18 protein-coding genes and 3 pseudogenes are annotated in these 19,838 nt (G+C 61.5%); 4 read left to right on the plus strand and 17 right to left on the minus strand.

Going from position 1 to position 19,838, the window contains the following annotated elements:
- Nucleotides 1–23: 23 nt before the first annotated feature.
- Nucleotides 24–146 (plus strand): annotated as a pseudogene (locus AC19YT_RS12635) (hydroxyisourate hydrolase); the annotation flags it as partial.
- 50 nt (nt 147–196) lie between these two features.
- Here the strand turns inward: AC19YT_RS12635 and AC19YT_RS12640 are convergent.
- Nucleotides 197–1,489 (minus strand): sensor domain-containing diguanylate cyclase, encoded by a 1,293-nt coding sequence (locus AC19YT_RS12640; RefSeq protein WP_500610354.1) that lies wholly within the window; start codon nt 1,487–1,489, stop codon nt 197–199.
- 90 nt (nt 1,490–1,579) lie between these two features.
- Here AC19YT_RS12640 and AC19YT_RS12645 point away from each other — a divergent pair.
- Nucleotides 1,580–1,729, plus strand: a pseudogene (locus tag AC19YT_RS12645) (transposase domain-containing protein); the annotation flags it as partial.
- Between the two features lie 680 nt (nt 1,730–2,409).
- Here the strand turns inward: AC19YT_RS12645 and AC19YT_RS12650 are convergent.
- Genes AC19YT_RS12650 through AC19YT_RS12660 form a run of 3 tightly spaced genes read right to left on the minus strand, consistent with a single transcriptional unit; the run spans nt 2,410 to nt 5,064 of the window.
- Nucleotides 2,410–2,751, minus strand: coding sequence for a c-type cytochrome (locus tag AC19YT_RS12650; RefSeq protein WP_348126586.1), 342 nt, complete (start codon nt 2,749–2,751; stop codon nt 2,410–2,412).
- Nucleotides 2,748–4,406 carry an FAD-binding oxidoreductase gene (locus AC19YT_RS12655; RefSeq protein WP_348126587.1) on the minus strand — a complete coding sequence of 553 codons (1,659 nt, stop codon included), beginning with the start codon at nt 4,404–4,406 and terminating at the stop codon, nt 2,748–2,750. The genes AC19YT_RS12650 and AC19YT_RS12655 overlap by 4 nt, the downstream gene beginning before the upstream one ends.
- 49 nt (nt 4,407–4,455) lie before the next feature.
- The gene (locus tag AC19YT_RS12660) at nt 4,456–5,064 is read right to left on the minus strand and encodes a twin-arginine translocation signal domain-containing protein (RefSeq protein WP_348126589.1); all 609 of its coding nucleotides are present in this window, start codon (nt 5,062–5,064) and stop codon (nt 4,456–4,458) included.
- A 264-nt stretch (nt 5,065–5,328) separates the two neighbouring features.
- On the opposite strand from AC19YT_RS12660, the gene AC19YT_RS12665 reads away from it, so the two are divergent.
- A complete protein-coding gene (locus tag AC19YT_RS12665) occupies nt 5,329–5,514 on the plus strand; it encodes a twin-arginine translocase TatA/TatE family subunit (RefSeq protein WP_500610355.1) in 186 nt (61 codons plus the stop codon).
- A 9-nt stretch (nt 5,515–5,523) separates the two neighbouring features.
- Here AC19YT_RS12665 and AC19YT_RS12670 read toward each other — a convergent pair whose 3' ends face one another.
- The 12 genes and pseudogenes from AC19YT_RS12670 to AC19YT_RS12725 all read right to left on the minus strand — a co-directional run bounded on the left by AC19YT_RS12670 (nt 5,524) and on the right by AC19YT_RS12725 (nt 17,602).
- Entirely contained in the window at nt 5,524–5,742 is a 219-nt protein-coding gene (locus AC19YT_RS12670) for a hypothetical protein (RefSeq protein WP_348126593.1), read from the minus strand.
- Nucleotides 5,743–5,826: 84 nt separating this feature from the next.
- Complete coding sequence (locus AC19YT_RS12675) at nt 5,827–7,101, minus strand: FAD-dependent oxidoreductase (RefSeq protein ID WP_348126595.1); 1,275 nt, start codon at nt 7,099–7,101, stop codon at nt 5,827–5,829.
- 18 nt (nt 7,102–7,119) lie between these two features.
- Complete coding sequence (locus AC19YT_RS12680) at nt 7,120–7,554, minus strand: nuclear transport factor 2 family protein (RefSeq protein WP_348126597.1); 435 nt, start codon at nt 7,552–7,554, stop codon at nt 7,120–7,122.
- A gap of 9 nt (nt 7,555–7,563) precedes the next feature.
- A complete protein-coding gene (locus tag AC19YT_RS12685) occupies nt 7,564–7,767 on the minus strand; it encodes a hypothetical protein (RefSeq protein ID WP_500610356.1) in 204 nt (67 codons plus the stop codon).
- Entirely contained in the window at nt 7,767–9,356 is a 1,590-nt protein-coding gene (locus AC19YT_RS12690) for a phytoene desaturase family protein (protein ID WP_348126601.1), read from the minus strand. The genes AC19YT_RS12685 and AC19YT_RS12690 overlap by 1 nt, the downstream gene beginning before the upstream one ends.
- 283 nt (nt 9,357–9,639) lie before the next feature.
- Nucleotides 9,640–10,512: a methyl-accepting chemotaxis protein gene (locus AC19YT_RS12695; RefSeq protein WP_500610428.1), complete on the minus strand. Its 873-nt coding sequence runs from the start codon at nt 10,510–10,512 to the stop codon at nt 9,640–9,642.
- Nucleotides 10,495–11,589, minus strand: a pseudogene (locus AC19YT_RS12700) (methyl-accepting chemotaxis protein); the annotation flags it as partial. The gene AC19YT_RS12695 and the pseudogene AC19YT_RS12700, both read right to left, overlap by 18 nt.
- 117 nt (nt 11,590–11,706) lie before the next feature.
- Nucleotides 11,707–14,466, minus strand: a complete 2,760-nt coding sequence (locus AC19YT_RS12705; RefSeq protein ID WP_500610357.1) for a winged helix-turn-helix domain-containing protein — start codon at nt 14,464–14,466, stop codon at nt 11,707–11,709.
- A gap of 116 nt (nt 14,467–14,582) precedes the next feature.
- Entirely contained in the window at nt 14,583–15,398 is an 816-nt protein-coding gene (locus AC19YT_RS12710; RefSeq protein WP_348126607.1) for an N-acyl homoserine lactonase family protein, read from the minus strand.
- 69 nt (nt 15,399–15,467) lie between these two features.
- A complete protein-coding gene (locus tag AC19YT_RS12715; protein WP_348126609.1) occupies nt 15,468–15,857 on the minus strand; it encodes a carboxymuconolactone decarboxylase family protein in 390 nt (129 codons plus the stop codon).
- Nucleotides 15,858–15,867: 10 nt separating this feature from the next.
- A complete protein-coding gene (locus AC19YT_RS12720) occupies nt 15,868–16,773 on the minus strand; it encodes an NAD(P)-dependent oxidoreductase (RefSeq protein ID WP_500610358.1) in 906 nt (301 codons plus the stop codon).
- Between the two features lie 22 nt (nt 16,774–16,795).
- On the minus strand, nt 16,796–17,602 hold the full coding sequence (locus tag AC19YT_RS12725) for an SDR family NAD(P)-dependent oxidoreductase (RefSeq protein ID WP_500610359.1): 807 nt from the start codon (nt 17,600–17,602) through the stop codon (nt 16,796–16,798).
- A gap of 172 nt (nt 17,603–17,774) precedes the next feature.
- Between AC19YT_RS12725 and AC19YT_RS12730 the strand changes: the two genes are divergently transcribed.
- The gene (locus AC19YT_RS12730) at nt 17,775–19,142 is read left to right on the plus strand and encodes an MmgE/PrpD family protein (RefSeq protein ID WP_500610360.1); all 1,368 of its coding nucleotides are present in this window, start codon (nt 17,775–17,777) and stop codon (nt 19,140–19,142) included.
- Between the two features lie 48 nt (nt 19,143–19,190).
- Here AC19YT_RS12730 and AC19YT_RS12735 read toward each other — a convergent pair whose 3' ends face one another.
- Nucleotides 19,191–19,835, minus strand: coding sequence for an alpha/beta hydrolase (locus AC19YT_RS12735; RefSeq protein WP_500610361.1), 645 nt, complete (start codon nt 19,833–19,835; stop codon nt 19,191–19,193).
- Nucleotides 19,836–19,838 lie beyond the last annotated feature (3 nt).

The raw sequence follows: 19,838 nt of genomic DNA on the forward strand, positions 1-19,838 counted from the left end.
TTCGGCGTACGCTTACCAAGAAGCATCAGTCGGCCACCTTCTTCCCTGAAGTGCCGGTGATTTTCGAAGCCGATGGCAGCGTGCCTCACTACCACATTCCGCTCCTGCTGAGCCCGTACGGCTTTTCAACCTATCGCGGCAACTGAGCATGCTGCAGCCTTGCCCCTGCTATGGGGCAAGGCTGGATTTATGCAGGCTATATTCCCACTGCAGGCGGCTCTTCGGCGGTTGATACCTGCGTCTGATTACGGCCAGTCTTTTTCGCCCGATAAAGGGCCTGGTCAACACGCTCGATCAGATCCGCCAGCGCCTCATCCGGCCGCAGCTCGCCCAGACCAATCGATAACGTGACAACTCCGACATTCTCGTGCTGGCTGTCCGCTACAGCCTGGCGACAGCGCTCGGCCAGCAGCAGGGCATGACTCAGATCGCAGCCGCCAAAGATCAGTAAGAACTCCTCACCGCCCCAGCGAATGACACTGTCATTGGCCCTGAGCGCGGCAATCAAATTTCCCGAAACCGTTTTGAGTACCACATCACCCGTGCTGTGACCCCACTGATCGTTGACCTGCTTGAAGTGATCGATATCCGCCAGGGCAATCGACATGGGCAGTTTGCTGCCGCGCGACTGCATAAAGGCATTCTCCAGCGCCAGCTCTCCAGCCGTCCGGGTCAGCGCCCCAGTCAGGCCATCAAAACGCACCATCTCGCGGAACATCTGTTCTTCCAGAACCCTTGTGGTCAGGTCGCGAAAGATGCTGACGTAATGGGTGATGGTGTCGTTCTCATCGGTAAGCGGAGTGATGGTCTCGTCGCAGTAGATCAGCTGGTCATTCTTGCCCCGGTTCACAAAGGTGCCTTTGTATGAATGCCCCTGCTTCAGGGTGTTCCACATCTCTGTGTAGAAATCGGCATTCTGCTCCCCGGACTTGAGCATGCTGGGATTGCGACCGAGCACCTCGGTCAGGCCGTATCCGGTGATTTCTTCAAAACCCTTGTTAACAAACTCAATGGTGCCGCGACTGTCCGTGATGACGACACCATCATCGGTAGCGTTTAGTACACGGTCGAACAGCTGTGTGGCCTTCTGTGCGGCGATCAGGCCACTGATGTCCTGCTGAAGCGATAGAAAATGAGTGATCTCACCGGACGCACCGCGCACAGGCGAAACACTCCACTCGACAACGTACGGGCGACCGTCCTTGCGATAGTTGATGGTCGAACCCTGAAAGAATGTGCCGTCCGCCAGGCACTGACGAAGGCGCCTGATGACCTCGCCGCAAGTATCAGGCCCCTGAAGGATGCGCGAGTTTTGTCCCAGAATTTCTTCTTCGCCATAGCCAGTCATGCGCAAAAATGCGGCATTGGCATATACGATACGGTGCCCACCCTCGCCCTCGTGTGCCTCGGTAAGCAAAACGGCATTCACTGACTGATCCAGTGCCTGGGCAATCACGCTGGCTTCGATATGACTGGCGATACTCTTCATGCTGGACACAATTCATCCTGAATGGTCTCTGGAGTATGGCAGCCCGCCCATGCGCATGCATAAGCCTTTGCGCAGAAGCTTCTGCTCATACGCGCGGCAGCAATCATGAGCCTGATCCAGTCGGCCCGCATGAACGGGCATGATCCGTATGCCTATCTCAAGGACGTGCTGACACGCCTGCCGACGCAACGGGCGAGTGAGGTCGGCCAACTGCTGCCGCATCAGTGGGCGCCTGCCTGAGTCGCGCAAGGTGAGTTCGGCGTACGCTTACGACGCTCGCAGATTCTGAGTCTCTCTATTCGTATCTCAAGCAATCGCCCATGCCGAACGCTCGCACGTATTTTGGAATGGCTTGGGAATCCCTTGCGTTGAAATAGCTTCTAAGACCGGCTTTGAAGACGGTCCTCTGTAAGGTTTGTGCAATTAGGCTCCAAAAGTGATAGTGGTATCAGACAAAAAGTCGTTTTTTTTGTTAGCTCAATCGCTTTCTGCTGGTGGGCTATGAGGTCGTGCGGCTGCACTCCCTGGATCACGTCGAGGGTGAGTACTCGGAGTATCGGCTTACTGCACGTGAGATTTTAGGGATGGATATGACCCCCGTGAACTATCGGGTGAGCGTAGGCCTCAAGGCAGATCAGTGAAGTAGTCCCTGATTTCCAAGGCACATCCTACTGGCTGATTTTTTTTGCTGATTGTAGCTCTTCGTGAGCGGCAGAGAACGGCCAGAAGCAGAGCTTTCACTACCATCGAAAAAAGCTAGCAGCTAAAGCCGCGATGCTTTCGATCTTGAGTGGTAGGCACGGAAAGTCCACTTCTGGCCGTCAGGTCAAGCTCTGGCCGGCAGCTAAACGCAGGCATCAGACTTTTCGTATGTTTTTCTGCCACAACATAGAATCAAAGACGCGTTGAGTCGCGGCTCCTCAAGGCTGGGCAGGCTGTTTTTGCAGGTAGTGGGCCAACGCATCCAGTTCGCTGTCGCTGATCTCGGTTTTGCGGAAGAACGGCATCACCGAAATACCATTGCGCACGAAGTATTTGACCAGGGGCGGGGCGAGATCCACGCGGTCTTCTAGGGCCGCAGGCACCGCGCCTTTGTAGCGTGCGTTAAGTGCCAGGGTGCCGGGGTATTCGGTGCCTTTGCCGTGGCAGGGCATGCACCATTTTTCAAAGACCTGCTTGCCTTGCGTGTCCTCACCGGCCCACACGCCGAAGGAAGCGCTCAGGTAAAAACCCGCCAGAACCAGCGTGGCGATCAACTTCATACCTTCTTCTCCTTGCGCAGGTGTTTCGGCCAGATGCCATAGCGTCCCGGCGACAGAATGCCGTTGGGGTCGACAGCGTCTTTCAATGTTTCGTGGAAGTGCAGCAGTGCGTGGTCGTTGAACGAGTAGGTGTCCATCACGTCATCCTGAAAGGACGCTGCCGTGCGGTATTCGCCCCAGCCGTTTTCGGCGGCGAGCTTAATCAGCTTGCGGAACGCGTCGCGGATATCCTTGTTCCGCTTCGCGTCCTTGGTGATATAGAACGGGATGATAAAGACGAAGCAGCGCTCCCAGGACGGCACCGGTACGTTCATGGCGAACACCAGAGGTACACCGAGCGCTTTGGCCGCTTTGCCGAGCACGTCGTTGATCTTGAGGATGGCGGCGCCATCACGCGGAATGATCGGCGAGAACCAGGCGTGGCCGTCCGAGGGCGGCGACGGGTTCCAGCTTGAGCGAGCACCGATGGCGAAGGTACGCAGGTTGGGGATGCCGAACTGCGCCGGATATTGAACCTGCTTTTTCTGCTCCTCGCTTAACGGCAGGTTGTAGAACTCCCGCTCCTCAAAGGTGGCGTCGGGCAGGGCCTGGCGATAGCGTGCCTGCACGTTTTCCCACTGCGCGCGAATGACCTTCTCAGGCCCGTAAAAAGTAAAGGCGCAGCTCCAGAAGGGGATCTTGTTGCGCTTGCCGTAGGCCTCGTATTCCTCTGGCGCGGCACCGCGCTGCAACAGCTGCATATACTCGTCGTCACGCGGTTCCGGACCATGCGCGAGGAAGTCGTGCAGGCCGGCCAGGCTGGGTGTGCCGAGCACCGGGCTGTTGATGTCCGGGTAGCCGGTGAACACTTTGGTGTTCTCCAGGTGGGTCATGATATCGACCAAGGGAATCATGTCTTTGTAGCGAGACAGGTGCACAACGCCCTTGAGAAACGCCTCCGGCTCGGGCATCAGCCAGAAGCCCATCTTGGTCACCACGCCGAAATTGGACTGACTGAAGATGCCATCAATCCAGGGGCCGAAACCGCTCTTGTACATCTGCCAGGTGTCCGAGCCCGGCATGGCGCCCATGCCGGTGCGCATCAGGGTGCCGTCGGCCAGCACCACTTCCATGCCGCAGTGCGCATCGAAGTGGTTGCGAAACTGCGAGGAGGTATAGCCAGCGCCGCGGTCGACGGCATTGCCAAGCATGCTGCCCCAACCCGGGTCGGGTACATCGATCCACAGCTTAATGTTGTTGTCTTGCAGGTGGCGGTACATGTCGAAGTAGCTGACGCCCGGTTCCACCACGCAATAGGCCTGTTTCTCGTTGACCTCCAGCACGCGGTTCATGCGTTTGAGGTCAAGTACCACCGAGCCCGAGTAGGCGGGGGCGGACCCGCCATAGCCCAGGTTCTTGCCGGTGGAAATGGGGTACATGGGAATCTTGAAGCGATTGGCGATGCGCATCAGCGCTTGTACTTCCTCGGTGGAAGATGGCGCCACGGCTGCCGAGGCGATGCGCTCTTCAGGCTCGCCCCAGTAGGGCGAATAGGCGTCGCGGTACAGATGCAAGTCCTCTTCGCTGGTGAAGACCCATTCCTTGCCGACCACCTCACCAAATAGGCGGATGACTTCGGCGAAATCGTGGCTGCTGATGCCAGGGGGTTGGCGCATATCGGGTTCCTTTTTCTTGTTTGGGTCGTGCGCTAAGCGGGATAAAGGCTTAGGCTCGCTGAGTAGGGGCAATCACCCAGCTCACCAGGGGCGCTTGCTGGTCGTTGCGGGCATAGGCCGGTGATTGGGCGGTACGCTGAGCGCAGCTGGATCGCGCCAGATTCCACGAGCAATTGGCGCTGAGCCGGGCGAAGCGCTCGCTCCAGTCAGCATTGCCTTCGAACAGCGCCGTCAGATCCGGCAATTGATGCGCGGGTGCATCCAGGGTGTGGCTAACGCTGCCATCGGCATTCCAGTCATGTTCCACCCGCAGCACCACGCGCATGCCGCGGTCCCAGGCCAGGCGCTCCAACACGAACAGCGGTTGGCGGGCGGTTATCCCGGCGATCACTATCGGCCCTTTGCGCCACTGCGGGTCGAGGTGTTCGAACCACAACGCGGTGACATCGCCGTCTATGGCGCTATGGGCTAGACCGGCTTGTTCCGCGGTACTGCCGAAGCGCTTGCAGGCGGCAAAGCGCGAGTCGGAGACGGCCAGTTCGGGCAGGCCGCCGCCCCACGTGGAGAGCGTATCGGCCAGGCTGAATTGACCGACCCCGGACAGCGCGGGGATTGCCGCGCCGGCCAGGCTGGTCTTGAGAAAGTTGCGTCTATTCATTAGGTTTCCCGGATCGAATTCCGCCGGCGCACAAGTTTGCTGCGGCGTTATTGTTTGTTCTTATAGCCGCCGCGATAGCAGGGCGGACAAGCAGGCAGGATTGATTGTCGAGGTCGCCGATAGCGCCGATCACCTACCCAAAGATAGCGTTGTCACCCTGGCTTACCTGCCATGCTGGCGCTGGTTCTGGCTTCGAGTAGTGCAGTGCGCTGAGTCGGATCAGTTCATTTTCGAAAGGTGGAGGTCGCGATGGGATTGGCAGGATTGAGTCTGTGGAAAGTGGGCCTGGTACTGGTCCTGGTGTTGGTGTTTTTCGGCGGCAAGCGCTTGCGCGGGATGGGTGCGGACGTCGGTACGGCGATAAAGGAGCTGCGTCAGTCACTGGCAGAGGAGGCACCGCCTCCTGCCGTGCGCGATGAGGCCGAACCTGATCGGAGAGCACGTTCGTGATGGCCTGAATCAGTCGGCGAACAACCGCTCCAACGGTTTGTCTGGAGCGGCTTCCAAACGGCGGATTTCCAGCAGCAGTTCCTTTAGGGCCGGCGTGGCAAAGCGCACCTGCAAAGTTCTCCCGGTGTTGGCCCGGTGCGGGTTGCAGAACTGTACGTTGAGTTCCTGGGCGTCGGGGTCATAGGTGATCTGAGTGGGGCACAAAACTTGGGCGACGGTGAAGATCATGGGCTTTGCTCGCAGAGTCGGAGGATTGCGGGACCGTGCTGACGAGCCTCCTCAGCACGGTTGTTCGGGAAGCAGCGTGGGCACTCAGGCTTTGAGTTTGACCCCGCCGTGGGCACCGAGAGCGGGCGTCTGTCCTGCCTCATCTTCAACCAGCAGCGTGGTTTGCCAATCTTCCTGGTAGCCGCGACCGGCCAGGTTAAAGATCGACATCATCGCCTGGCGCGACATCTCGCGATCGGCCATCAGGGCGAACATATTGGCTTCATCCTCCATGCGCTTGGCGGTGTCGCGCTCCTGGGTGCGGCGCTTGAACTCGATGGCCGTCGGGTTGGCGATCTGCAGGAAGCAACGACGACGTTCGTAGGCATACCAGTCCAAGGCATCCTCAGCCAGGGTGCCGTTGATGACCCCGCCCAGGTACTTGATCAGCGCGTGAGCGTCCTGCACACCCGAGGTAAAGCCCATGCCGCCGATAGGGTTGGTGGCGTGCGCCGCGTCACCGGCGAGGAGCACCCGGCCGACCCGGTAAGTGGAGGCCGAACGCTGGTGCACCCGGTAGGAGTTAGCCGCGAGCAGTTCGAGCGGGGCGTCCGCGTCCGGCAGAAATTGCTTGAAGCGCTCCTTGATGCGGACCAGGCGAGCTTCTTCGGAGAGGCTGCTGTCCTCGCCATAGGCGATTCGCCACTGCTGCTTGTCATCGATTTTGGCGATCACGCACCAGTGGTCGGGGTCGGCAATCATGGTCGATGGTGCGTAGCCGTATTGGTCGAAGTCATAGAGGACGTTGGTGGCCATAAAGGTGTCGTCCCAGGTGAAGCCCTCGAATGCCACGCCGATGTCCTTGCGCACGCTGGAACGCGCACCGTCGGCACCAACCAGCCAGTCCGCTTCAATGGTGCGCGGGCCGTCGGGGGTATGCAGGGCTACTTGGATGCAGTTCTCGGCTTGCTCGACGGTATCGAATGAAGTCTTCCAGCGCATTTGCGCGCCGGGCAGTTTGAGGAACTCTTCGAGGATCATCTCGGCGAGCACATCCTGGCCGAAATGCAGGTTGAAGGAGTAGGGCGTCAGGTCTTCGATCAAGTGGTAGTCCAGGCGACCGATATTGCCGGTCAGCGGGAAGCGCAGGTTGTATTCGTAGCCCCAGGCGGCGACGCTTTTGGCTTTGTCCAACAGGCCGATTTCGTCGAGAACCTTGAGGGTCGACGGCAAATAAACCATGGCGCGCGGCCAGCGCAGAATGTCGTCTTCGCGGTCGATGACAGTCACTTGGGCACCTTGGCGTGCCAGGCCCAAGGCGGTAACCAGGCCGGCAGGGCCGGCGCCGACGATAACGATGCGTTTACCTTTATTGCTCATAGGGAGTCTCCGTGGCTCTTATTCTTGGGTGCGGATGAAGGAATCGTTGTGCGGTCCGTTAGCGTCGTGCTGAGCGCTGGTTTCGAAGAACACCGCCGCCGGCGCGGTATCGGCATATTCCTTCATGGCCGCGACCTGACCCTCGCGAACGACAAACAGAAAGTGGTAGTCGTTGGCGTACTGCTTGCCGTTGGCCAGTTGCGCAAGCCCGCTGGCCTCGACCGCGATGCGCTCACCTTCCTCGATCACGCCGTGGATGGTAAAGCGCATGCTGAGAATCAGCGGCCCGACCTGCTTAAAGAACTCGGCTACCTGGTGCTTGCTCAGTTCACCCGGGCCGGGCATCCAGAAACGGGCGTCATCGCTGGCCAGGGCGAGGGCGGCGGGGCTATTGCCGTCCTCCATATGGCGCAGGTAGTTGAGCACTAGTTGCTTGTTGGCGGATGTGTGCATGGCGACCTCTCAGCGGCGAAACAGCATGCTGATGACAAAGCACAACAGCTTGAGATTGAGCAGGCTAAAACCGGCGCGCATTTCCTGCGGGCGCAGTTGGGCGGTGATCGGCATGGCACCAAAGGCGGTGCCCTTGAGCAGCAGCAACTCACCATCACGCTCAAGTGCTTCGATTTTCATCAGTTCACTGCCATCGGGGGAAAAGAGCTTCATTAGGACACCTTGTTGAATTTGCCGAAGTTCATCTTGAGGTCATCAAACATGCGTATGGCTGTCGCTCGGCCGGCGCCGAATACACCGCCGCCCGGGTGTTGGAACGGGCCTACCAGGTAGAAGCGCTCGACGCCCGGCACCGTGTTGCGGCCCAGTTCCGGGGTCGGGCGGTGAGCGCCAAATTGGTGTTGGTAGCCGGCGATGCCGTGCAGATCGCCGCGCTGAAAGCTGGGCGAGGTGCGTTGCATATCCAGCGGGGTGTCGACGTGTTTGGCGATGATCAAGCCGCTGGACAGGTTGTGAAAAAACGGACTCATCTTGGCCAGCAGCTCTTCGGCATAGGTCTCCTTGATCTCATCCCAATACTCCGGCGGGCGTTGGCCGACCTGGAACGGCACGTACGCCCAGGCATGCATGGTGGCGCGGCCGGCAGGTGCACGTGTCGGGTCCAGGTTGGTCGGCGAGACCAGGGCCAGTAGCGGGTCGCGCGGCAGTTCGCCATAGCGTACGTCGTCGAAGGAGCGGCGGAAGCGATTGAGGTCGACCGCCAACAGTTCGATAAACGCGGCCTGGTCGACGTGGTCGCCGGCCTTGAAACGCAGCTTTTCGCTGAGCGCGGCATGAATGGTGATGCAGGCGCAGGGTGAGGTCTGGGTGCGTTCCGCGCGCTCGAATACCTGCGGCGCTACCCCTGCATCGCCCAGATAGTTGCGCAACAGGTGCGGGTGGATACCGCCAATCACTGCATCCTTGGCTTCGAACACACGGCCATCATGGCTGCGCACGGCGCTGGCGCGACCGCCACGGGTTTCGATTTTGGCGATGTCGACCGAGGCGAGCACCTCGCCACCGTGATCGCGGATACAACGAATCAGCGCATCGGTCAGCGCACCACTGCCGCCGACCGGAATGCCGATGCCGTACTTCTCCATAAAGCCGAGAAACATAAATAGGCTAATGCCGGAACCGAGTTCCTCGGGGCTGGCCAGGTTCTCGCCGACCATGCGGGCAAAGTGCAGGCGGATTTTTTCGTGGGTGAACCACTCGCAGATAATTTCCCAGCTGCTTTTCATCATGGTGGCGAACATGGCTTGGCCTTCCGGGCTCTGGTCCATCATGGCGAACTGCGCGCCCATCGGTACCGGCGCCGAGTACAGGGTGCCGAGCAACATGGGCAGGTAGTGAGCGGCAATTTGGGAGAACTTCAGGTAGGCCTCGGCGTCCTTTTGCGAGAACCTGGCCAGCTCCTGATAGTTCTTCTCCCGGTCGCGGTACAGGCTCAGGGTGCTGCCATCCTCAAACACCGAGATCAGCGGTACTTCGGGGTAGATGTAGGTCAGGCCATATTTGCTCAGCAGGCCGAGTTCGTCGTTGCGGATCAGCGGGTTGGCCTGGATAAAGATGTGCCCGACGCTGTGCTGGTCATGACGGAAACCCGGCACGGTCAGTTCGCGGGTCACTACGCCGCCACCAAACCAGGCGTTGCGCTCCAGTACCAAAACCTTTTTGCCGGCGGCAGCCAGGTAAGCGGCAGCGACCAGGCCGTTGTGGCCGGAGCCCACGGCGACGATGTCGTAGGAGGTGCTCATGTCGATGATTCCTGTTGTTCTTGTCGGAGGGGAAACTGCCCACTAGGGCTGATGCTAGAAATGCCGGCGCGGCTGAACACCTATCCATGGATAGTGGCGCAGCGAGCCCTGGAAACCGCTGCAAAAAAAGGGGTGACCGCCCAGCCTCAACACGGTCACCCCTAAAAAGTTCAGCGGCATGGGAGGGCCGAATGTCTTGCAGCTGTTGCGCATAAGCGGTACGGATCGAAGGCCAGTATGGCGTCGACGTCTGCGCAATAACCCTGTCGAAAGATAGCGATGCTCAGGTGCGAAATTGCTTCACCAACTGCTGCAGCTCGCCACCCAGGCGTGCTAGTTCAGCGCTGGAGGCCGCTATGTGCTCGTTCGCCGCGGCGCCCTGGCCAGCAATGCTGCGCACACGCTCGACGTTGTGACTGATCTCACCGGCCACCGCACTTTGTTCCTCCGCAGCGGTGGCGATCTGCTGGTTGAGCCGGTCAATGCTGCTTACCGCGTCGGTGATCCGCGTCAAGGCCTGGCGCGCGTGCTCGCCGTAGTTCACCGCTTCCTGGCTCAACTGGGCGCTGCCGATCATCTGCTGCACGGCACGATCGGACGAGCCCTGCAGCTCGGCAATCAGCGTTTCGATCTCGCGGGTGGAATCCTGAGTGCGCCGCGCTAACGCCCGAACCTCGTCGGCCACTACCACGAAACCCCTTCCTTGTTCGCCGGCGCGGGCCGCCTCGATCGCGGCATTGAGCGCCAGCAGGTTGGTCTGCTCGGCAATCGACTTGATCACATCGAGCACGCCACCGATGCGTTCGCTGCCCTGGTGCAGTTGGCGAATGCTCTGCACGGACAGCTCCACATCGTTGGCCAGGCGGCCGATCTGGTCGGCACTCTGACGCACCACCCGCTCACCGGCACTGGCTTGCTGATTGGCCTGCTGCGCAGCTTCCGAGGCGGCTTCGGCATGGCGCGAAACGGCCTCGGCGGAGTAGGCCATCTGCTGGGTGGCGGTGGCTACCAGCTCGCTTTCACGTTGTTGGCTGCGTGCGCCTTCACTGTTCGTGCGGCTGCTCTCCAACTGACTGCCGGCGGCGCGGTGCAACTGATCGATGCCCTGGACAATGCGCTGAATCAGCTCGCGCAGATTGACCGTCATGGTGCCCATGGCCTGGCATAACTGACCAAGTTCGTCGCGGCGGCTGGTGACGATGTCCTGGCTGAGATCGCCAGCGGCAATACGCTGGGCCAGCGCCAGGGTTTGCAAGAGCGGCGGCAGCAGCAACTGGCGGATTACCCACCCGGCCAGTGCGGCCAGAATGAGGATGACCAGGGCACTGCTGGCCAGCAGGCGGAAGATGGTGGTCGCGCTCTGTTCCATCCGCTGCTGGCGCACCGACAAGGCCTGGTCGGCCTGGTGCAGCACGCGGTCGGCCAGCTGCTTCATCTTTTCGCCACCTTGTTCGTTGGCGATGCGGCTGGCGCTGTAGTGCTGGAAGGCGCTGCGGTAGTTGGCGATGGCCTCCTGAGCTGCCTGGAGAATGTCCTGATGATCGGCGCCGATACGCGCTTGCAGGCGCGACACTTCACTCTCGGCACCCTGCATCAACTCGTCCCACTCCTGTAAACGTTGCGCGCCACCGTGTTGGATATAGCTGTACTCGCGTATACGCACGGCCAGTAGCAACCGCAGCAGGGCAGAGGCGCTTTCGGCAAAGGTCAGGGTGTCGGCGTTCAGTTCGCCAGTGCCGGTCATGGTCTCGCGCAGGGCACTGAACATGTCCAGCTCCACGAATTCGAATTGGATGCGGGCCTGGTCAGCTTGCTTGTGCATATCGTCGTGCGCCTGCGCGGCGCGGCGTGAGTCGGCCACGAATTGGCTGAATTGCTGGCGGTAAGCTTGGGCGCTGGTGCGGATTTCTTCCAGTTGTGTGGGGTCGGTGAACGTGCCCACACGCAATTCGTCTACGTGCTGTTGCAGCGCCCTCAGCGTGTTTTCGACCTGCTGGACCGTCGCTTCGCCTGCGCTCAGGGCAAAGTCTTTTTCCGCGCCACGTGCCTGTAGCAGGAGCAGGTTGATCTCGGCGATGGCCTGGTTTTGCCGGTTGCCGGCCAGTAGTGTTTGCGCGGCCTGAAACGCGATGGCAATGGCGGCTAGCGAAAGAATGGACACCATACTGAACGCCAGCATGAGTTTGCGGCCAACTGGCAGATCGACTAGGCCGTTGTGCAGGATCTGCAGCATCTTGTTGTCCTTTTGGCTGCTTGCGAGAAGAGTCCACCGGTTTGATCGGTGGCCCTGGCGAGCCTAAGGACGGGGGAAGGGCGCGGCACCTATCAATGGATAGGCGCGCACCAGTGGTCAACGGAGAATGCCCAACTGGCGGGCGCGTTCGGCGGCTTGGGAGCGGCGGCGGATGCCGATCTTGTCGTAGATCTGCTGCAGGTACCACTTCACCGACCCTTCGGTCATGCCTAGCTTGTCGCCGATTTCGCGGTTGATCATGCCGGCGGCGACCATCTTGAGGATGTCCAGTTCGCGGCTGTTCAACGACCCCGCAATGGTCACCGGCTCGCCGGCGGGCAACGCTGGTTTGGCGGCAATGACACCGTCGCCGCTAAAGCGTTGCAGCAGTTGGGTGGCAAAGGCATCGGTCTGTTCACCTTCAAGCGCAGCCGCTTGCAATTGTTCGCGCAGCAGGCCGTACAGCCAGGCTCCCTCGTCTAGAAACACGCGAATAAAACCGCCCGGTGCCGCCTGGAACATGGCGCGACGGACGATACGCAACGCCGCCCGTTTATCGCCGGACAGTAGCGAGAGGTGGGCGATGATCAGGTCCCAGCGCAGTACGCTGCGAATGGCATCCACCGCGCTCATATGGCGGTGCCATTGCTTGGCCAGGCCCAACGCTTCGGGCAGCCGGTCTTCGGCTTGAGCAACCCGCACCCAGGACAACGCCCGCGCCTCGTCACGGGTGGTGATGCCGTGGTGCGGGGTGAACTGGTTGGCCGGTCGGCGCAGGTCATGTTTGCGCCCCAGGCGAATCACCGAATCGGTGTCGCCCTGGCGGAGTAGCCATTTCAACCGTTCGGCAAGGGTGAACAGACGCAGCCGCTCGAAGTCGTGCTCTTGGGCAAACACGTCCGCCTCGTCGAGCATGCGCAAGGCGGTGGCCACGTCGCCGTCGATCATTGACAGCCGCGCGCGGGTCAACCAGCCGGCGATGGCTTGGTCGACAAAACCCTTGTAGTTGATCTGTGGCAGGTACTGCTCAAGAATGCTGCGCGACATTGTCAGCTCATCGCGTTCGTAATGGATTTTCGCCAGGTGCATGGCCACCACGGCGGCCAGAGGCGAGCCTTTGCCGGCGATGCGCTCGGCCGATTTCAGGGCTTCGTTGAGCGATTGCAGGGCCACGTGCACGCGCCCGGCGACGAAGCGTGAAGGGCCCAGTACCGCCTGGTGAAAAACGTTACCCAGCGGGCTGCCGGTACGGTTGAGGTACTCCAGCGCTTGGGTGTGCAGGCGCTCGATGTCACCGAGCTTGTAGTGTTCCCGCCGTGCATAGATCAGCGCCGTATAAAGGCTGGCGCGTACCAGTGGGTGAGCGTCGTCGTACTCGTCGATCAGGGTGCGGGCCTTTTCCTCCACCTGAGGCATCTCGTCGGCAAGCATGGCCATCATCATTTCGCGGTGCATCATCTGGTGGTTTAGGTTGCGGATTTCCATTTCCGACACCTGCCCGTCCTGTTCCAGGCGGTCGATGCTGTGCCGGGCTGTCACCAGCAGGTGCCGGCAGGTTTCGAACTGCCAGCCCATCAACAGGTTCCAGGTCTTGGCCAGAAGCATGCACGGAAAACGCTCGAGCAATTCGGCCGGCAGTCTCTCCACCAGGCTTACGGCGTTCTCGTCGACGCTGAAAATCTGCTCGCAGTTGGCATCCATGATCTCTGCAGCGCGCAGCATGTTGCCGCTGGCTAGGGCGTGGTTGAAAGCCTCGGTGTGCAGGTGATTGTCGGAGTACCAATCGCTGGCGCGGCGGTTCAGCTGTTGGTACAGCTCGGGGTCGCTCTCGTGCAGTTGACGGCGCAGGAATTCGGCGAACAACGGGTGGTAGCGATACCACTTCTGCTCTTCGTCCATCGGCAGCAGGAACAGGCCGCGTGACTCACATTCGCGCAGCATTTCCTGGCTGTCGCAGCGTTGCGTCAGCGCATTGCACAGCGGCACGCAGAGTCGTTCGAGTACGGCGCTGTACTGCAGAAAGCGGCGGATCGTATCCGGCTGGCGCAGCAGCACATCCTGCAGAAAAAAGTCGGCAAACTGCCGGCGTTCACCTGAGAAGTTCGCCAGGTCGTGCAGCAGTTCCGGGTCGCGGCGCAGCAACATGGCGGCGAGTTTGAGGCCGCCGGCCCAGCCCTCCAGACGGGCTTCGAGAATGTTCAGTTGCGCCTGATCCAGGCTGTTGACGCCATGGCGCTCCATCAACTGCACGGTCTCGCCATGGCTGAAGCGTAGGTCCTGGGTGCCGAGGTCATAGACCTGACCGTGTATGCGCTGACGGGCCACCGACAGGCAGGGCTCGCCACGGAACGACAGAATGAAATGCAGCCCCGGTGGAGCATGGTCAATCAGCATCGACAGCACCCGCACCGAGTCAGTGCCGGCCAGATGGTGAACGTCGTCGACGAAGACATACAACGGCGCGCCGGCCTGGGTTTTCACCAGACCAAGAATCGCGTTGAAGGCCCGGTGCAGGTTGTTTTCACCGACCCGGGTGAGCTGTTCGTGGGCCAGGCCTTCGACGTCGGCCAGTTCAATCGCGCCCTTGAGGTAGGCGACGAATACCGGCAATTCCTGGGCGCTGGCGTCCAGCGACAACCAGGTGACGCGCTGGCCGTGCTGCTGCAGCAGATGGTAGTGCTGGGCGAGCACGCAGGTTTTGCCGTAACTGGGGGGCGCCTGAACCAACGCCAGTACGGCTTCACCGGCTTCGCCGAAACGCTTGTTCAAGCGCGGGCGGGCGATCAGATTGGCGGTTTCTGCCGGGGGGAGCAGTCGGGAGCCGATCAGGAAGACCTGAGTCGGTTCCTGGGAGTCGGAAGCGGTTCTGCTGCGCATATGCACGTCGCCTCTATACATCTGGGTCGATAACTCGACTTCTTGTTGATATGCCTGAACAACGCGTGCCGGTCTGTGAGCCGGTCACGGCAGGTGGGTTGTTATGGCGCAAAGAGTTAAGGTTGTCCAGCACTGGCATGGGGCGGCAGGTGCAGGGCAACCACGTCGTCGGTCGGGTCGCCGTGGAACGGATAACGCGCGCGTACCAAGGGGTCGTGGCCGGGTATCAGGTGCTCCGCAGAGTCGGCCAGGGCCAGCAGTTTGCGATAGCCATCGAGCATGTCGCCGACGTTGAGCACCACCGGAAAGGGCGCCTCGTGCTCCATGTTGTCGTAGTAATGGCTGGCGTCCGAGGCGAGCACCACCCAGCCACGCGCGGTATGTACGCGTACTGCTTGCAAACCCTGGGTGTGACCGCCGACGTGGATCAGCTGAATGCCGGGGGCCAGTTCGACGTCACCGTCGTGGAACACCACGCGTTCCTGGTAGACGCCGCGCACGATGTTGACCACGTCTTCGACGTTGAACGGCTGGCGCAACGGTTTATAGAGCATGTAGCGCCCGGTGGCGTAACGCATCTCCGTTTCCTGCAGGTGGAAACGTGCATTGGGCAGCAGGTTGGTATTGCCGGCGTGGTCGTAGTGCATATGGGTAATGACGGTTTCGCTGATGTCCTGCGGGCTGACGCCTAGCACTTCCAATGCTTTGATCGGGCAGCGCAGCAGGGTGCGGCCGCGCGCATCGGCGGCGGCCTGATTGAAGCCTGTGTCGACCAGCACGGTACGACCCTCACCGCGAATCAGCCAGACGAAATAGTCCATTGGCATGGGCAGATCGTGGGTATCGTGAATTTCCATAAAATTGTCGCGGCGACGACGCGCTACATGGGCGTAGCGCAGCGCAAACACTTCGTAGCAGGGCGGGCTGTTCATCGGCGGCTTCCGGTTTTGTTTTTGTAAAGTGGCCTGCCAGGGCAGGCCGGGAGCAGCAGGCGTGGGCAATCAGCCGTGGTGTTCGGCCTCCCACATCTTGATGGCTTCGCTGGCCACGCGAAATGCCGCCAGGGCCGACGGCACGCCGCAGTAAATGGCGGCCTGCATCAGCACGGCGCGGATCTCTTCTTTGCTCACGCCATTGGTGAGCGCGCCTTTGACGTGCACGCCCAGTTCGTGGTGCTGATTCATCGCCGTGAGCATGGCCAGGTTGAGCAGGCTGCGGGTTTTGAACGGCAGGGTTTCGTCGCCCCAGATCGCGCCCCAGCAGTACTCGGTGACCAGTTCCTGCATGGGCTTGTTGAAGGCATCGGCGCTGGCCCAGGACTTCTCCACGTGGGTGGCACCCAGAACTGCCTTGCGGTTGTTGAAGCCTTTTTCAAACAGTGCGTTGTCCATGGTGGTTTCCTTATTTTTTGGCGACGGTGGGCACTTCGACGCCGGCCCACTGTTCGATCAGGCAGACTATGCGGGTGAAGTCGGCGTTATCGCCGAAGGCCGCGCGGGTCATGTTCAGCACCTGGCGTACGGCGCTGCCAACTGGCATGGGCACGCCCATGGCTTCGGCTTCATCGAGGCACAGGCGGGTGTCTTTGAGTGACAAGGCAGTGCTGAAACCGAAGTCGAAGGTGCGCGGCAGCACGGCGCGCGGCAGCTTGTCGGCGGTGGCGCTGTTGCGACCGCTGCCGGCGTTGAATACGTCGAGCATCACTTGTGGATCGAGACCGGCTTTTACGCCCATCACCAGCGCTTCGGAGGACACGGCCAGGGCGGTGACTGAAACCAGGTTATTCACCAGTTTCATGGTTTGGCCCAGGCCGGGTTCTTCGCCGCAGAAGATCACCTTGCCCAGGTGCTGGAGGATCGGCAGCAATTCGTCATGGGTCGGCGTCGGGCAGGACACCATCAGCGCCAGGCTACCTTTTTGCGCGCCGGCAGCACCGCCGCTCACCGGGCAGTCGACGGCAATAACGGCGTTTTTTGCCAGCGCTTGCGCCACCAGCTTGGCGGTACGTGGGCCGGTGGTGGACAAGTCGACAAAGACCCGCACCTTGCTGCCAGCGGCAACGCCCTGGTCGCCCAGTGCGACCTTCTCCACCACATCTGGAGTAGGCAGGCTGGCGAAGACGATCTCCGCTTGCGAGGCCACCGCTGCCGGGCTGCTGGCACGCTTGGCGCCCAGGGCGACCAGGCGCTCGACTGCGGCCTCGTTGAGGTCGGACACGGTCAGGTCATAACCGGCTTGCGCCAGGCGGGTGGCCATGGGCTCGCCCATGGTGCCGAGGCCGATAAAGCCGATGCTGGGATTGGACATCTGGAGTTCTCCGGGTGGGTTGTCAGCTCGCCAGCCAACCGCCATCAACCGGCAGCATGGCGCCGGTGATATCGGTGCCGGCTTCGCCGCACAGGAAGGTGATCAGTTCGCCGACGTGTTCGGCCTGGTTGAAGCGTCCCGATGGCTGCTTGCCAGCGAGGAAGCGGCGCACGGCCTCTTCTTCGTCGAGCCCGTCGCGCTGGCGTAACGCCTCGACGCGGGCGGCAATCGATGGGGTAAGGGTGGAGCCGGGGGAAACGGAGTTGCAGGTAATGCCGTAGTCGAGGTTTTCCAGCGCCACGACGCGGGAGAAGCCGAGCAACGCGCTTTTGGTGGTCACGTAATCTACCCGGTTCGGTGTGCCGCGCATGCCGTAGATCGAGGTCAGGTTGATGATCCGGCCCCAGCGCTGTTCGCGCATGCCCGGCAGCAGCAGGCGGGTGGCGTGGAACACCGCCGAGAGGTTGACGGCCAGAGCCAGGTCCCAGGACTCCTGCGGAAATTCGTGTATCGGTGCGAAGTGACGGGTGACTGCGTTATTGACCAGGATATCGATGCCGCCGAGCACCTCGCGGGCGCCTTCCACCAGGGCCGTTACACCGTCGGCGCTGGACAGATCGGCGCTCAGGTAGTGGACGGGTGCAGCGTGGCGCTCGCTCAATTCAGCACAGGTCGCCGCCATCGTTTGCGCGTGCGCCCGACCATGCAGCAGCACCGCGCAACCGGCTTTCGCCAACGCCTCGCCAATCGCCAGGCCAAGGCCGGCGGCCGAGCCGGTAATCAGCGCGCGTTTGCCGTGCAGGGGGCGGTTTTCGATAAAGGGGGGCATGCCGGGTTTCCTCTGGGCTGTCTGAAGTGCCGGGCCAGCTTTGCGCCTGCCCCCTCGCAAGGCACCTGCCGAAAGATAGTGAGTGGCACCGGCGCCGAGCCTGCCTATGGATAGGTGCGCGCCAGGGGTGGCGCGCGTATCTATCGGCGGCACCACCTTCGAGGAGACGCCGATGCGCGCCACTGAAAACCCGATTCCCGCCGCCCCTGCTGTGACCCGACAACTGGCCGGTTTTATTGAAAACGCACGGTGGAGCGATCTGCCCACGGCCATTCAGCACGAAGCCAAACGTGCGTTGGTGAACTACTTCGCGGTGGCCCTGGCCGGTTGCGACGACCCGGATATTGGCAAGGTGCTGGCGCTACAAGGGCGCCTGCGCGGCGGTGGCCAGGGCCGGGTGATCGGGCGCAGCGAACGCCTGGATATGCTCGACGCGGCAGCCATCAATGCGATGAGTGCCAATGTCTATGACTTCGACGATACCCATATTCCGACCATCATCCATCCCACGGCGCCGGTGGCAGCGGCCTTGTTCGCGCTGGCCGAAACCCGGCCGGTCAGTGGTGAGCAACTGCTGCTGGCGTTGGCACTGGGCATCGAGGTGGAGTGCCGCCTGGGTATGGCACTGCACCCCTGGCACTACCAGCGCGGCTGGCATATCACCTCCACCTGCGGTGTTTTTGGCGCGGCGGCGGCGGTGGGCAACGTGCTGGGGTTGAATGCCCGGCAACTGCACTGGGCGCTGGGCAACGCCAGCGCGCAGGCTTCGGGGTTGGTGGAAACGTTAGGTAGCGCGGCAAAGAGCCTGAGTGTGGGCAATGCACCGCGCAACGGCATGCTGTCGGCCTTGCTGGCCGAGCAGGGGTTTGCCGGGCCCGAGCGACCACTGGAAGGTGAGCGTGGCTTTCTGCGGGTGATGGGTGAGCAACCCCGTTACGCGGCGTTGCAGGAAGGGCTCGGCGAGCAATGGGCCTTGGCCGCCACTACCTATAAACCCTATCCCTGTGGCGTGGTGCTCAACCCCGTGATCGAGTCCTGCCTGGCGTTGGCGCAGCAGCGGGATTGGTCGCTGGAGCACATCGACCGTATTGAACTGATCGGTCATCCGTTGCTGCGCGAACGTACGGACCGGCCGCATATTCGTCTGGGGCGTGAATCGCAGGTCAGTGCCCAGCACGCGGTGGCGGTCAGCCTGTTGACCGGGCAGGCCGGGTTGGCAGCGTTTAGCGATACATCGGTGGCCGATGCGCGTTTGCGGGCGCTGTACCCGAAGCTGGTCATGCACGATGACCCCAGCTATTCAGTGGAGTCGGCGCAGGTTCGCGTCTGGCTGCATTCCGGCGAGCTGGTGAGCCATCGCGTAGAGGCTGCGCGCGGCGGATTGGCGGTGCCATTGAGTGATGCCGACCTGGAACAGAAGCTTGCTGAGCTTGCTCTGTATGGGCGTTCGGGCTGTGTCGTGCAGCCGTTGCTCGATGGGCTCTGGGCACTGGATAAGGCCACAGATGCCGGGCAACTGATGGCGTTGGCGGCGGGTTAGGCCGCGTGAGTGCAAGCAGGGCCGGGCGGCCCTGCTTACTGAGGGGCGTTAGAGTCCGAGGGACCGTTGCAGAAGGTCTCGCCCCTGGGCGATTTCTTCGTCACACACCTCATGGCCGCGACCGCTGTACACCTGCAGCTCAACGTCGGCGCCCATGCGGCGCAGCACCTCGGCTGTTTCCTCGGTGCGCGCCAAGGGCACCCAGGGGTCGACCTCGCTGTTGCCGAAGAACACCGGTGTGTCGGCCAACGTGTCAGGCGTTAGCCAGGAGGTACCCGGCGGCGCTATCAAACCGCCGGTAAAGACGATCAGCCCGCCCCAGCGTTGAGGATGGCGATAGAGGTATTCGCAGGCCAGGCAGGCGCCTTGGGAGAAGCCGATCAGCACAATGCGCGAGCGCGCAATGCCCCGATTCTCCAGCTCGACGACAGCGACCTCCAGGCGTTCCAGAGCAAAGTCGAGGTGCGGCTGATTGTTCTCCAGCGGTGCCATGAATTTATCTGGGTACCAGGAGTTTTGCGCGGCTTCGATGGCGAAGTAGGGCATGTCCGGCAGGTTGATGCGCGTGGCGATGGCGAACATATCCGCCGGACTCTGGGTGCGGCCATGGATCAGAATGGCCGCGCCGCCCAGGGCCTCGGGGGCCGGCCCCGAGACGTGGGTGGGATACTGCAGATGCGGGTTCGCACTCATCCC

It is taken from the genome of Pseudomonas sp. MF08875 (assembly GCF_059862525.1).

What these genes read in the sequence shown, in the direction of transcription:
- AC19YT_RS12720 (WP_500610358.1), bottom strand. Translation starts at nt 16,773, where the DNA reads ATGTCCAATCCCAGCATCGGCTTTATCGGCCTCGGCACCATGGGCGAG.
- AC19YT_RS12675 (WP_348126595.1), bottom strand. Translation starts at nt 7,101, where the DNA reads ATGAGCAATAAAGGTAAACGCATCGTTATCGTCGGCGCCGGCCCTGCC.
- AC19YT_RS12710 (WP_348126607.1), bottom strand. Translation starts at nt 15,398, where the DNA reads ATGAACAGCCCGCCCTGCTACGAAGTGTTTGCGCTGCGCTACGCCCAT.
- AC19YT_RS12730 (WP_500610360.1), top strand. Translation starts at nt 17,775, where the DNA reads ATGCGCGCCACTGAAAACCCGATTCCCGCCGCCCCTGCTGTGACCCGA.
- AC19YT_RS12660 (WP_348126589.1), bottom strand. Translation starts at nt 5,064, where the DNA reads ATGAATAGACGCAACTTTCTCAAGACCAGCCTGGCCGGCGCGGCAATC.
- AC19YT_RS12670 (WP_348126593.1), bottom strand. Translation starts at nt 5,742, where the DNA reads ATGATCTTCACCGTCGCCCAAGTTTTGTGCCCCACTCAGATCACCTAT.
- AC19YT_RS12640 (WP_500610354.1), bottom strand. Translation starts at nt 1,489, where the DNA reads ATGAAGAGTATCGCCAGTCATATCGAAGCCAGCGTGATTGCCCAGGCA.
- AC19YT_RS12695 (WP_500610428.1), bottom strand. Translation starts at nt 10,512, where the DNA reads ATGGGCACCATGACGGTCAATCTGCGCGAGCTGATTCAGCGCATTGTC.
- AC19YT_RS12715 (WP_348126609.1), bottom strand. Translation starts at nt 15,857, where the DNA reads ATGGACAACGCACTGTTTGAAAAAGGCTTCAACAACCGCAAGGCAGTT.
- AC19YT_RS12725 (WP_500610359.1), bottom strand. Translation starts at nt 17,602, where the DNA reads ATGCCCCCCTTTATCGAAAACCGCCCCCTGCACGGCAAACGCGCGCTG.
- AC19YT_RS12680 (WP_348126597.1), bottom strand. Translation starts at nt 7,554, where the DNA reads ATGCACACATCCGCCAACAAGCAACTAGTGCTCAACTACCTGCGCCAT.
- AC19YT_RS12650 (WP_348126586.1), bottom strand. Translation starts at nt 2,751, where the DNA reads ATGAAGTTGATCGCCACGCTGGTTCTGGCGGGTTTTTACCTGAGCGCT.
- AC19YT_RS12705 (WP_500610357.1), bottom strand. Translation starts at nt 14,466, where the DNA reads ATGCGCAGCAGAACCGCTTCCGACTCCCAGGAACCGACTCAGGTCTTC.
- AC19YT_RS12655 (WP_348126587.1), bottom strand. Translation starts at nt 4,406, where the DNA reads ATGCGCCAACCCCCTGGCATCAGCAGCCACGATTTCGCCGAAGTCATC.
- AC19YT_RS12735 (WP_500610361.1), bottom strand. Translation starts at nt 19,835, where the DNA reads ATGAGTGCGAACCCGCATCTGCAGTATCCCACCCACGTCTCGGGGCCG.
- AC19YT_RS12690 (WP_348126601.1), bottom strand. Translation starts at nt 9,356, where the DNA reads ATGAGCACCTCCTACGACATCGTCGCCGTGGGCTCCGGCCACAACGGC.
- AC19YT_RS12685 (WP_500610356.1), bottom strand. Translation starts at nt 7,767, where the DNA reads ATGAAGCTCTTTTCCCCCGATGGCAGTGAACTGATGAAAATCGAAGCA.